General features: G+C 71.7%; 10 protein-coding genes. 2 read left to right on the top strand and 8 right to left on the bottom strand.

The annotated features are described in order from the left end of the window. Nucleotides 1-345 precede the first annotated feature (345 nt). From ACFY1J_RS19710 to rpe, 6 genes are all read right to left on the bottom strand, one after another. Nucleotides 346-798, bottom strand: coding sequence for an Lrp/AsnC family transcriptional regulator (locus tag ACFY1J_RS19710; protein ID WP_205385847.1), 453 nt, complete (start codon nt 796-798; stop codon nt 346-348). Nucleotides 799-808: 10 nt separating this feature from the next. Next, the gene (locus tag ACFY1J_RS19705; RefSeq protein ID WP_390712452.1) at nt 809-2278 is read right to left on the bottom strand and encodes an amino acid permease; all 1470 of its coding nucleotides are present in this window, start codon (nt 2276-2278) and stop codon (nt 809-811) included. 318 nt (nt 2279-2596) lie between these two features. After that, nucleotides 2597-4039: a GuaB1 family IMP dehydrogenase-related protein gene (locus ACFY1J_RS19700; protein WP_390712451.1), complete on the bottom strand. Its 1443-nt coding sequence runs from the start codon at nt 4037-4039 to the stop codon at nt 2597-2599. Between the two features lie 158 nt (nt 4040-4197). Continuing rightward, the gene (locus tag ACFY1J_RS19695) at nt 4198-4506 is read right to left on the bottom strand and encodes a barstar family protein (protein WP_390712450.1); all 309 of its coding nucleotides are present in this window, start codon (nt 4504-4506) and stop codon (nt 4198-4200) included. Between the two features lie 118 nt (nt 4507-4624). Further along, nucleotides 4625-5668, bottom strand: a complete 1044-nt coding sequence (locus tag ACFY1J_RS19690) for a sugar-binding transcriptional regulator (protein WP_263206551.1) — start codon at nt 5666-5668, stop codon at nt 4625-4627. 90 nt (nt 5669-5758) lie between these two features. Next, nucleotides 5759-6445, bottom strand: coding sequence for a ribulose-phosphate 3-epimerase (gene rpe, locus ACFY1J_RS19685; RefSeq protein ID WP_390712449.1), 687 nt, complete (start codon nt 6443-6445; stop codon nt 5759-5761). 330 nt (nt 6446-6775) lie between these two features. Here rpe and ACFY1J_RS19680 point away from each other — a divergent pair, with 330 nt between their 5' ends. Then, nucleotides 6776-8947 (top strand): MMPL family transporter, encoded by a 2172-nt coding sequence (locus ACFY1J_RS19680; protein WP_390731578.1) that lies wholly within the window; start codon nt 6776-6778, stop codon nt 8945-8947. Here the strand turns inward: ACFY1J_RS19680 and ACFY1J_RS19675 are convergent. Continuing rightward, nucleotides 8928-10355, bottom strand: coding sequence for an RsmB/NOP family class I SAM-dependent RNA methyltransferase (locus ACFY1J_RS19675; RefSeq protein WP_390712447.1), 1428 nt, complete (start codon nt 10353-10355; stop codon nt 8928-8930). The two genes, ACFY1J_RS19680 and ACFY1J_RS19675, sit on opposite strands and share 20 nt — an antisense overlap. Before the next feature lie 121 nt (nt 10356-10476). Continuing rightward, on the bottom strand, nt 10477-11409 hold the full coding sequence (gene fmt / locus ACFY1J_RS19670) for a methionyl-tRNA formyltransferase (RefSeq protein WP_390712446.1): 933 nt from the start codon (nt 11407-11409) through the stop codon (nt 10477-10479). Between the two features lie 285 nt (nt 11410-11694). Here fmt and ACFY1J_RS19665 point away from each other — a divergent pair, with 285 nt between their 5' ends. After that, nucleotides 11695-12237 (top strand): hypothetical protein, encoded by a 543-nt coding sequence (locus ACFY1J_RS19665; protein WP_390712445.1) that lies wholly within the window; start codon nt 11695-11697, stop codon nt 12235-12237. Nucleotides 12238-12511: the final 274 nt, after the last annotated feature.

The following is a 12511-nucleotide window of genomic DNA, read 5'->3' as shown; positions in this document are numbered from 1 at the left end:
GCCGGATACCGGGCGGTCTCCGCGCAACCGAGCCGCGAACTGATCCTCGCCGGACGCCACCGCTTCTCGACCTACGCCCTGGCCATCCGCCTGGACGGGCCGACCCCGGGCCGGCAGCCGCTACGCATAGCGCGACGCAGGGCGGCGAAACCAAGGCGAGCGCCGCAGCGGCCAGAGCGCCGGCACCGCCGGCCGAGGGCACGGTGTTCGCCGGATACCGGGCGGTCTCCGCGCAACCGAGCCGCGAACTGATCCTCGCCGGACGCCACCGCTTCTCGACCTACGCCCTGGCCATCCGCCTGGACGAGCCGACCCCGGGTCGGCAGCCGCTACGCGTGGCACGGCTCAGGTCGGCGAACCCGAGGAGAATCTCCGCAGCAGCGGCGAGAGCACCAGGACGGACTTGGTTCGTTCCACGAACGGCTCCCCCGCGATCCGCTCCAGCACGCGTTCGAAGTGGCGCATGTCGGAGGCGAAGACCTGGGCGACCGCGTCCGCCTCACCGGTGACGGTGGAGGCGGCCACGACCTCCTGGTAGCGCTCCAGGCCTCGCTGGATGGTCTCCGGCGAGGTGTTGCGCCGGCAGTAGATCTCGACGAACCCCTCGGTCTCCCAGCCGAGCGCCGCCGGGTCGACCCGTACGGTGAAACCGGTGATGGCTCCGGTGGCCCGCAGCCGGTCCACGCGCCGCTTCACGGCGGGCGCGGACAGGCCGACCAGCTGCCCGATGTCCGCGTAGGAGCGGCGGGCGTCCTCGGCGAGGGCGTGCACGATGCGTTCGTCGAGATCGTTCAGCACAGTGGGTTGATCAGCTCTCAGGTGTTGCGAGTCGGGAACGGCGGTAGCCGTACAGGAAGTAGAACACGAGTCCGGCGGCCATCCAGCACCCGAAGACGACCCATGTGACGGTGTCGAGGCTGAACATGTTGTACGCGCAGAACAGGAAGCCCAGCACCGGCAGAACCGGCCCGAACGGCACCTTGAACGTGCGCTCCAGCTCCGGCCGCCGGTACCGCAGGATGACGACCGCGATGTTGACCAGCCCGAAGGCGAACAGCGTGCCGATGCTGGTGGCGTCGACGAGCTTGCCCAGCGGGATGAGCGCGGCGAGCACACCGCAGAACAGGGACACGATCACCGTGTTGAGGCGGGGAGCACCGGTCTTCGGGTGGACCTTGCCGAGCGCCTTGGGCACCAGACCGTCGCGGGACATCGCGAACAGGATGCGGGTCTGGCCGTAGAGCACGGTGAGCACCACGCTCGCGATGGAGATGACCGCGCCCAGGGCGAGCAGCGTGCCCCAGAAGGTCTGGCCGCTGACATCGTTCATGATCGCGGCGAGGGTTGCCTCCGAGCCGTCGAACTTTTTCCAGTTCCAGGCGCCGACGGCGACGGCCGCGACGAGCACGTACAGCGCGGTCACGATGATCAGCGACAGCATGATCGCCCGCGGCAGGTCCCGCTTGGGGTTCTTCGCCTCCTCACCGGCGGTGGAGGCGGCGTCGAAGCCGATGTACGAGAAGAACAGCGTGGCACCGGCGGCGCTGACCCCGGCCATGCCGAGCGGCATGAAGTCGGCGTAGTTGCCGGACTTGAAGCCCATGAAACCGATGGAGCAGAAGAGCACCAGGGCGGCGATCTTCACGCACACCATGATCGTGTTGGCCCGGGCGGACTCACGTGCGCCACCGAGCAGGAACACCATCGCCAGGAGAACGACGATCAGGGCGGGCAGATTGATGATGCCGTTGCCCTCGCCGGGTGCCGAGGACAGGGCGGCCGGAATGGTGACGCCGATGGTGCCGTCGAGCAGCTCGTTCAGGTACTCGCCCCAGCCGACGGCGACCGCGGCCACCGACACGCCGTACTCAAGCACAAGGCACCAGCCGCAGACCCAGGCGACCAGCTCACCCATCGTTGCGTACGCATACGAGTAGGAGGAGCCGGCGACCGGGATGCTGCCCGCCAGCTCGGCGTACGACAGGGCCGAGAACAGCGCGGTGAGACCGGCGATCACAAAGGCCAGGGTGACCGCGGGACCGGCCTCCGGAACGGCGTCGCCGAGGACGACGAAGATGCCGGTGCCGAGCGTGGCACCGATGCTGATCATCGTCAGCTGCCACAGGCCGAGGGAGCGCCGGAGCGTGCCTCCCTCGCCCTGGCCGCCCTCCGCGACCAGGCTTTCCACGGGCTTGCGACGCATGAGGCCCGCGGCAACGCCCGGGGACGCTGATGCGGTCTCTCTACGGTTCTGCGGGGGTGCGCCTTGGTCGAGCACGCGCTGGCTCCTTATCGCTGCCACTCAGGGTGGCGGGGACCGGAGGCATTCCTGCGAGGGCAGGAACCCACCGAGCGGGGTCCCCGCCACACCACGTACAGCGCAGCACCCTATGAGCCAGGGCTTTACGGGCGTAATGCAGCAACCTTGCGCATACCCGCAAGATCATTGCGTTCATCCCGGGAGCGTGTCCATTTGTTGCGCCACGGCTTTCGAGCGTTGCGCACAGGCCTCGGAAGCACTGTTCGCACGGACGCCGACGGCCCCCGTCCTGCCGGGTGCCGGGAGGACGGGGGCCGCGTGGAAAAGGGTGCCGGCTCAGCTCCAGCTGGCGTGCAGCGGCTCGCCCTCGGCATAGCCCGCCGCGCTCTGGATGCCGACGATGGCCTTCTCGGCGAACTCCTCCAGGGAGGCCGCGCCGGCGTAGGTGCACGAGGAACGGACGCCCGCGATGATCGAGTCGATCAGGTCCTCGACGCCCGGACGGACCGGATCGAGGAACATCCGGGAGGTGGAGATGCCCTCCTCGAACAGCGCCTTGCGGGCGCGGTCGTAGGCCGACTCCTCCGACGTGCGGTTGCGCACCGCGCGCGCAGACGCCATGCCGTACGACTCCTTGTACAGGCGGCCGTCGGCGTCCTGCTGCAGATCACCCGGCGACTCGTAGGTGCCCGCGAACCACGAGCCGACCATCACATTGGACGCACCGGCCGCGAGCGCCATCGCCACGTCGCGCGGGTGCCGGACACCGCCGTCGGCCCAGACGTGCTTACCGTACTTCTTCGCCTCGGCGGCGCACTCCAGGACCGCGGAGAACTGCGGCCGGCCGACGCCGGTCATCATCCGGGTGGTGCACATGGCGCCGGGTCCGACACCGACCTTGATGATGTCCGCGCCGGCGTCGATCAGGTCCTTGACGCCCTCGGCGGAGACGATGTTGCCCGCCGCGATCGGCACCTGCGGGTCGAGGTCGCGCACCAGCTTGATGGCGCTGATCATCGACTCCTGGTGGCCGTGCGCGGTGTCGATGACGAGCGTGTCGACGCCCGCGTCGAGCAGCTGCTTGGCCTTGCCCGCCACATCGCCGTTGATGCCGACGGCGGCGGCGATGCGCAGCTTGCCGTCGGTGTCGGTGGCCGGGGTGTAGAGCGTGGCGCGCAGGGCGCCCTTGCGGGTGAGGATGCCGGCGAGCCTGCCGTCCTTGTCCACGGCCGGGGCGTAGCGGCGGTTGTGCCCGTCGAGGGTGTTGAAGGCCTCGCGCGGCGCGATGTCGGCGTCGAGCAGCAGCAGGTCCGTCGACATGATCTCGGTGAGCTGGGTGAAGCGGTCGACGCCGGTCAGGTCCCGGTCGGTGACGACACCGATCGGGCGGCCGTCCTCGTCGACGACCACGCCGGCGTTGTGCGCCCGCTTGGACAGCAGACCCAGCGCGTCGGCGACGGTCTGATGCGGGGCCAGCACGATCGGCGTGTCGAGGACCAGATGGCGGCTCTTGACCCAGGAGACGACCTCGGTGACGACATCGATCGGGATGTCCTGCGGAATCACCACCAGGCCGCCGCGCCGGGCCACGGTCTCCGCCATCCGGCGGCCCGCGATCGCGGTCATGTTGGCGACGACCAGCGGGATCGTGGTGCCCGTGCCGTCCGGGGAGCTGAGGTCCACGCCTTGACGCGAGCCGACCGCGGAGCGGCTCGGCACCATGAACACGTCGTCGTACGTCAGGTCGTACGCGGGCTGGATGTCATTGAGGAAACGCACGTGCCGCACATCCCAGTCGATCAGAGGTGACCCCCGGACAGGTCAGCCCGGGGGAGAAGCACGTACTTCATTGTCCCATGACGGCCGGAATGCGGTGCCCGGTCGAATCATCCAGGCAGGTCAAAGGGCGTTCGGAGGATCTGCCGAACCGGCCCCGGTCAGCCCAGCGCGAGCGCCACCGTCAGGAGGGGTCCGCGGCCGGACGCCTCGGTGAACACCTCCAGTGCCACCGCCCACTCGTCGGGACGGGCCGCCGCGTACTCCAGCCAGCCGCCGACGACGAGGAGCAGCCCGTTCTCGGCCGCGTCCGGCGGCCAGAACGAGGGATCGCCCAGGCTGTCGGCGAGCGCGTCCCAGTTGCGGCCGAACCAGTCGGGCAGGGCCAGGGTCCGCGCGAAGCGGTCCATGAACGCGGCCTTGTCGGCGACCCCGCCGAGGTCCAGCGTCACCACCCGCCGGCTCGTCATCTCAGCACCGTCCTGAACGTGTCGTAATGATCATCGGAAAGCACGCGGGGGACGAACCGCAGCAGCACGCTGTCGGTGCTGTCACGGCCGTCCCCTCATGTCCTGCCGCGGGCCGCCCTCAGGCGCCGTCCGGGTCCGCCCGGTTCAGGGCGGGCTTCGGCGTGGGGCCCGCGGTCATCAGATAGTCCGCCGCCGACGTGTCCGTCACCAGGCTGGTGACCAGACCCGACCGCAGCACCGCGTCGATCGCGGACGCCTTGCGCTGGCCGCCGGCGATCGCCACGACCTCGGGGATACGGCGGAGCTGGTCGGCCTTGACCGTGATGCACCGCTCCCCCAGGTCCCGGCCGACGCGTCGGCCCTCGGCGTCGAAGAGGTGCGCGGACATCTCGGCGGCGACACCGAGCGAGGCGTAGTGCGCCCGCTCCTCGTCGCTGAGCATGTCGTGCACCGTCGAGATGCCCGGCTCCCAGGAGCCGATGGAGACACAGGCGACCGTGACCTTGTCGAAGTACTCGAAGGCCCGGGCGATCCCGGTCTGGTGGCGCAGCGCGGCCGCGGTGGCCGCGTCCGGCAGCAGCATCGGCGCGTAGATGGGGTGCGCGTCGCCGCCGGACACCTGGGCGGCGCGGCGGACGGCCTCGACGGAGCCGCGCTCGGCGGTCCCGGCGTCGTACACGCCCGTCAGCTGCACCACCGTGCACGGCGGCAGCCGGTCGAGCGCCGCCGCCATGTGGATGGTGGACCGGCCCCAGGCCAGTCCGAGGACGTCCCCCTCGTTGACGAGCTCGCCGAGCAGGTCGGCCGCCACCTCGCCGAGGTTCTCGGGGTCGGGGGTCTCCTCGGCCTCGGCCGGGGATTCGACCACGACGGCGTGCCTGAGGCCGTAGCGGGCGCGGAGCGCGTCGGAGCGCTCGGCGTCCAGCTCGGCCGGCACGCGGATCTCGATGCGTACGAGATCCCGTTCGAGGGCAGTCTCCAGAACCCGGGCCACTTTGAAGCGGCTGACGCCGAACTCCTCCGCGATCTGGATCTTGGACTTGCCCTCGAGGTAGAAGCGGCGGGCCATGGCCGCCGCCTGCACCAGCTCAGCGGGTCCCATCCGCATGGCTGACCGGCCCGCCGACATACCCGACACGGCGATCTCCTCACTGCTGTTCACACTCTGGATTCGCCGTTCATCCTTGCAGATCCGGCGCGACTGATCCGCCCTGATGGGCGCCGTTCCCTTAGCTGTTCACGTCCTTGTGGCTCAGTGGTCGCATGCCCAGGACGCCTTGGCGGTGGCCGTCTCCGCCTGGGCGCGCAGTGCACGTACCGCGTCTGCCGGGTCGTTCGCCCCGTACACCGCCGAACCGGCGACAAAGACATCGGCGCCCGCGTCCGCGCACCGCTCGATCGTGGACGCGGAGACTCCTCCGTCGACCTGCAGCCAGAGTTCGAGACCGTGCTTCTCGATCAGCTGACGCGTGCGACGGATCTTCGGAAGCATGATGTCCAGGAACGCCTGACCGCCGAAGCCCGGCTCGACCGTCATGATCAGCAGCATGTCGAGCTCGGGGAGCAGGTCCTCGTACGGCTCGATGGCCGTCGCGGGCTTGAGCGCCATGGAGGCACGCGCGCCCTTGGCGCGGATCTCGCGGGCCAGCCGCACCGGGGCGGCGGCCGCCTCGACGTGGAAGGTGACGGACGAGGCACCCGCTTCGACGTACTGGGGCGCCCACCGATCGGCGTCCTCGATCATCAGATGGCAGTCCAGCGGCGTGTCCGTCGCCCGCGCGAGGGACTCTACGACCGGCACGCCGAGCGTGAGGTTCGGGACGAAATGGTTGTCCATCACGTCGACGTGGAGCCAGTCGGCTCCCTGCACCGCCTTCGTCTCCTCCGCGAGGCGGGCGAAATCGGCGGACAGGATGCTGGGGTTGATCTGCACGGCCATGACCCAAGCCTGCCATGTCCGGGCACGGATGTTCGCCTCGGTCCCCGGCTGGATCACGACGGTACATACCATTCTGCAAATCAGGTGCCCCGCGGACGGGGCCGTGCCATGCTGGGCGGCCCACCGGCTCTACGTGCGGCTGGGCCCTGCCGTCACCTTCACGTCGTCCGCCCGGAGGGCGGGCACGGCGGGGTCTGGTGCGTGCGATCGCAAGGCGCCGGAGCGCCCTCGTGGCGGAGCCACGTGGGCGGTTCGGCAACGCGGCGAGCGTGCGTGCCAGGCGCCGCCGTGCAGGCGGGAAGGTGACGGCAGGGCCCGAGGGGGGGCGCTATGAAGGACGCGCGATCGAACGACCACGGGCGCCATGTGCGCCAGGGGCTCATCAAATTCCTGACCGGACGTCGCAGCAAGTGGCTGATAGTGGCCCTCTGGCTGCTGGCGCTCGTGCTCGCGGGCCCACTCGCCCAGAAGCTCACGGACGCCCAGGACAACGACGCCGCTTCCTGGCTGCCCGGGTCCGCGGAATCCACCCAGGTGCTCGACACCTCGAACCACTTCCGGCCCGAGCAGATACCGGCGGTCGTCGTGTTCGCCCGCGACGACGGACTCACGGCGCGGGACAAGCAGCAGATCGAGCGGGACGTCCAGGAGATCAAGGGCCTGACCGCGCACGGTATCCGCGGCACCGAGACACGCGGCCCCGTCTACGACAGTGCTTCCGCGCCGAAGGCGGCCCAGATCTACGTTCCCATCACGATGGACGCCAAGGGCTGGTCCGAGCTCGCCCCGGCCGTCGACACCCTGCGCGACCAGGTGGGCACGAGCACGGGCGGGCTCGCCGTCCACATCACCGGGCCGGGCGGCACCTCCGCCGACTTCTCCAAGGCCTTCGAGGGCATCGACTCCACGCTGCTGCTCTCGGCGATGGGCGTCGTGATCGTGATGCTGCTGCTGACCTACCGCAGCCCGGTCCTGCTCTTCGTGCCCCTCGTCGCGGTGGTCGTCGCCCTGTTCACCTCGCAGGCGCTGATCTATCTCCTGGCCCGGCACGCGGGCCTGACCGTCAACGGCCAGAGCGCGGGCATCCTCACGGTGCTGGTCTTCGGAGCCGGGACGGACTACGCGCTGCTCCTCGTCGCCCGCTACCGGGAGGAGCTGCGCCGCCACGAGGACCGGCACGAGGCCATGGCGCTGGCCCTGCACCGCGCGGGCCCTGCGGTGCTCGCCTCGGGCGCCACCGTGGTGCTGAGCATGCTGGTGCTGCTGGCCGCCGAGATGAACTCCACCCGCGGCCTGGGCCCGGTCGCCGCGATCGGCGTGGCGGTCGCGCTGCTGGCCATGCTCACGCTCTTTCCGGCCCTGCTCCTGCTCTTCGGCCGCTGGATCTTCTGGCCTGTCGTCCCGCACTTCGGCTCGTCCGACCCGACCGAGCGGGGCGTCTGGGCCCGTATGGGCCGCGGCATCAGCAACCGGCCGCGGGTCGTCTGGGGCGCCACCGCCCTGGCGCTGGCCGTCCTCTCGCTGGGCCTCCTCCAGCTCCGCGCCGACGGCATCGGCAACGCGGACGCCTTCACCGGCACCCCCGACTCGATCACCGGGCAGAAGGTGTCGCAGCGGTACTTCCCTGCGGGCAGCGGCGACCCGCTGGTGGTCGTGGCGGACCGGGCGCAGGGCGACCAGGTGCGGCAGGCGGTTGCCGGTACGCGCGGTGTCGCGCCGGACAGCGTCACCGTCCCGCCCGGGACGAAACCCTCGTACGACGGCAAGATCCTGTTCGAGGCGACCCTGACCGACCGGTCCGACAGCGAGGCGGCCAAGCACACCGTCGAGCGTGTGCGCGACGCCGTCCACGCGCTGCCGGGCGCCGACGCGCAGGTGGGCGGCGGCACCGCGGCCCTGCTGGACATGGAGCGGGCGACCACGCACGACAACGTGCTGATCATCCCGGCGGTCCTGCTGGTCGTGCTGCTGATCCTGGGCGCGCTGCTGCGGTCCCTGGTGGCCCCGCTGCTGCTGATCGGCACGGTGGTGCTGTCCTTCGCGGCGGCCCTCGGCGCCAGCGCCCTCGCCTTCCGGCACGTCTTCGACTACGCGGGCGAGCAGACGGACTTCCCGCTGTTCGTCTTCGTGTTCCTGGTGGCCCTGGGCATCGACTACAACATCTTCCTGACCACCCGCATCCGCGAGGAGGCCACCCGCCAGGGCACCCGGCCCGGCGTGGTGACGGGCCTGGCGGCGACCGGCGCGGTCATCACGTCCGCGGGCCTGGTCCTGGCCGGTACGTTCGCCGCGCTCGGCACCCTGCCCATGGTGGCCTTCGCGGAGATCGGCTTCGCCGTCGCCCTCGGCGTCCTCCTGGACACCTTCGTCGTACGGTCGGTGCTGGTCACGGCGCTGTTCCTGGACGCCGGCCGGAAGGTGTGGTGGCCGCACCGGCTCGCGCACGAGGACGGTGCGGTCCCGGTCGTGCGCGAGTCCGAGGTCAGCCGGTCCGGCGGATGAGCGCCAGATACATGGCGTCGGTGCCGTGCAGATGCGGCCACAGCTGTACGTCGGGGCCCTCGCCGAGGGCCGGTACGCCGGGCAGCAGCGGGCGGGCGTCGACGAGTTCGGTGTCCGGGCGCTGCTTGAGCAGGTCCTGGACCACGGCACGGGTCTCGGCGAGGTGCGGCGAGCAGGTGGCGTAGCCGACGACCCCGCCGACCCGCACCGAGTCGAGCGCGGTGCGCAGCAGGGCACGCTGCAGCGGCGCGAAGTTGTCCAGGTCCTCCGGGCGGCGGCGCCACCTGGCCTCGGGCCGCCTGCGCAGGGCGCCGAGACCGGTGCACGGCACGTCCATCAGCACACGGTCGAAGGTGCCGGGCCGCCACGGCGGCCGGGTCCCGTCGGCGGCGATGACCTGGTACGGCCCCGGGTTGCCGGCCAGGGCCTTCGCGACCAGGCCGGCGCGGTGCGGCTGCTTCTCGGAGGCGAGCAGCGCGGCCCCGCGTTCGGCGGCGAGCGCGGCCAGCAGCGCGGCCTTGCCGCCGGGCCCCGCGCATCCGTCGAGCCACTTCTCGTCCGGGCCCTCCAGCGGCGCGTTGGCGAGTGCGAGGGCAACCAGCTGGCTGCCCTCGTCCTGCACACCGGCCCGGCCCTGACGGACGGCCTCGACGGCGCCCGGCTCCCCGCCCTCGGCAAGCCGCACGGCATACGGCGACCAGCGCCCCGGCACGGCGGCCTCCTCGCGGAGCAGCTCCTCGGCCGTGGCCCGCCCGGGCCGGGCGACGAGGGTCACCTCGGGCCGCTCGTTGTCGGCCTCCAGCAGGTCCTCGATCCCGGCCCGCCCGCCGCCGAGCGAGTCCCACAGCGCGGAGACGACCCAGCGGGGGTGCGAATGCACGACGGCGAGATGGTCCTCGGGATCCTCGTCATAGGGCGGCGCGACCCGCTCCAGCCAACCGTCGAGGTCGTGCTGGGCGACCTTGCGGAGCACGGCGTTGACGAACTTGGCCCGCCCGTCGCCGAGGACGACGCGCGCGAGCTCGACGGAGGCGGACACGGCGGCGTGCGTCGGGATGCGAGTGCCGAGCAGCTGGTGCGCACCGAGGCTGAGCACGTCGAGCACCGGCGGGTCGACCTCCCGCAGCGGCCGGTCGACGCAGGCGGCGATCACCGCGTCGTACGTGCCCTGCCGGCGCAGCGTCCCGTACACCAGCTCGGTGGCGAGGGCGGCGTCCCGGCCGTCGAACTTGTCCGGGCCCTCCTTCTCCCGCGCCTTCCGCAGCAGCGGGGGCAGGACGAGGTTGGCGTACGCGTCCCGCTCGTCCACGGCGCGCAGGGCCTCGAACGCGAGGATGCGGACCGGGTCCTTCTGGGGACGGCGGTAGGGCTTGGCGGGCTTGCGAGGCCGCCGGGACTGCTCAGTCACGAAAAAGGTGCTCCGGATGTGGGATGGGTGCAGATCCCAGCGTACGTCCCGGGGGCCTGCGCGGTGCCGCCGCGTACGCCGGGAAATCCGCCGACGGGAGGGGCCGGGGCTGGGCTGCGCTTCAGCCGCCCAGCGTCTCGCCCGCCGCGATCCGCACCCCACGCGCCCAGTCCGCCGCCCGCATCGGCTTCTTGCCCTGGGCCTGCACCCACAGCAGCTCCACGGCGTAGGACCCGGTGCCCACGTGCACGCTGTTCTTGCCGACGGCCAGCTGCCCCGGCAGCAGATCGGTCCGCTCCGGTACGGGCGTGGCCTGGACGAGCTTGAGCCGTTCGCCGCGGAAGGTGGTCCAGGCGCCGGGGGCCGGGGTGCAGCCGCGCACCACCCGGTCGACGCGCAGGGCCGGGACGGCCCAGTCGATCCGGGCGTCCTCGACGGTGATCTTCGGCGCCAGGGTGATGCCGTCGGCCGGCTGCGGCACGGCCTTGAGCGAGCCGTCCTCGATGCCGTCCATGGTCGCGGCGAGCAGCCCGGCGCCGGCGAAGGCGAGCCGGGTGAGCAGGTCGCCGCTGGTGTCGGTGGGCCGGATCTCCTCGGTGACGGTCCCGTACACCGGCCCCGAGTCCAGCCCCTCCTCGATGAGGAAGGTGGAGGCGCCCGTGATCTCGTCCCCCGCCATGATGGAGTGCTGCACGGGCGCCGCCCCGCGCCAGGCGGGCAACAGCGAGAAGTGCAGATTGACCCAGCCATGGGCGGGGACGTCGAGGGCGACGCGGGGCAGCAGGGCGCCGTAGGCGACCACGGGGCAGCAGTCCGGGGCGATCTGCGCGAGCCGCTCCAGGAACTCGGGGTCCCGCGGCTTGAGCGGCTTCAGCACCTCGATCCCGGCCTCCTCCGCCCGCTCGGCCACGGGTGACGCGACCAGCCTGCGCCCGCGCCCGGCCGGCGCGTCGGGCCGCGTGACGACGGCGGCCACCTCGTGCCGCCCGGAGGCGATGAGAGCGTCCAGGGCGGGAACGGCGACCTCGGGGGTACCGGCGAAGACGAGCTTCATGGAAGGGTTCGGGCCTCTCGGGCGGTGGCGACTGGCGGGCAGCCCCCAAGTCTATGACCACGCACGCAAGTCCGCCGACGGCGAGCAACCTCCACGGCATACGCCGGTTTTTCACCTGACTGGTGACAGGTGGTGCACGGGTGGGCAAACCGGCGTACGCATATGCCCGTACGCCCCCACACCGTGACCAGCGGAGCGCAAACGCGTTGGTCAAGAAAGAGTTGACCACAAAGGGCCGCATTCGGCGGCCCAATTCCTTTCAACGCCGGTTCGAGAGGCTTGTTCATGGCCGACCACGCAACCCACGACGCCCAGGCCCGGGCCAGCCTGCACTTGCTGGTGCGGGACATCGAGCGGGTCCGCCGCCAGGTGGACGCACTGCGCACGCTCACCGCCCAGTTGGGCAACGTCTACCGCCCGCGCCGCTCCGGCCCCTCCACGGGCTTCGTCGTCTACGGACGCGCCCCCGCCCCGACCGTGCGTCTCGCGCAGGAACTCCGGGACAGCGTCGAGACCCTGGTCACGGCCGCCGTGGACTTCGACCGCTCGCTCGGCTTCTCGTGGGACGCGGTGGGCTCCGCACTCGGCGTCACCAAGCAGGCGGTGCACCGCCGTTACGGCGCCCGGCGCGCCGCGGCCCAGGCGGCCGCCGAGGCCGAGCGCACCACGGAGCCGTCCGGGACCCGCACGCTCAATGTGAACACCGGCCTCCCCTCGGTCCCCACGGTCCCCGCGGCCCGCTCCATGCCGACCCAGCCCACCGCGGGCAGCCCCACGCTCCGCGACGAGGCCAGGCCGACGGCCTTCCCCAGCCCGCGCAACGGCTGACGCATCCTCACGCCACCCTCCCGGCAGGCATCCGGGAGGGCAGCCGCATGCCGGGCCTCACCCCGCCGCCAAGGGCTTCACCCGACATCCGCGGGCCTGACCCGACCTCCGCAGGTCCCATCCGATGTCCGCGGGCCCGAGCCGATGGCCGCGGGCCTGACCCGACCTCCGCAGGTCTCACCCGATGACCGCGGCCCCGAACCGACGGCCGCGGGTCTCACCCGGTGACCGTGAGCCTGACCCGATGGGCGCGAGCCCGAGCCGATGGCCGCAG

The sequence above is a fragment of the Streptomyces sp. NPDC001406 genome, assembly GCF_042895285.1.
GTDB lineage: Bacteria > Actinomycetota > Actinomycetes > Streptomycetales > Streptomycetaceae > Streptomyces.
Note: the sequence above shows the minus strand (reverse complement) of the source record. Positions and strands in the feature narration are given on the sequence as shown.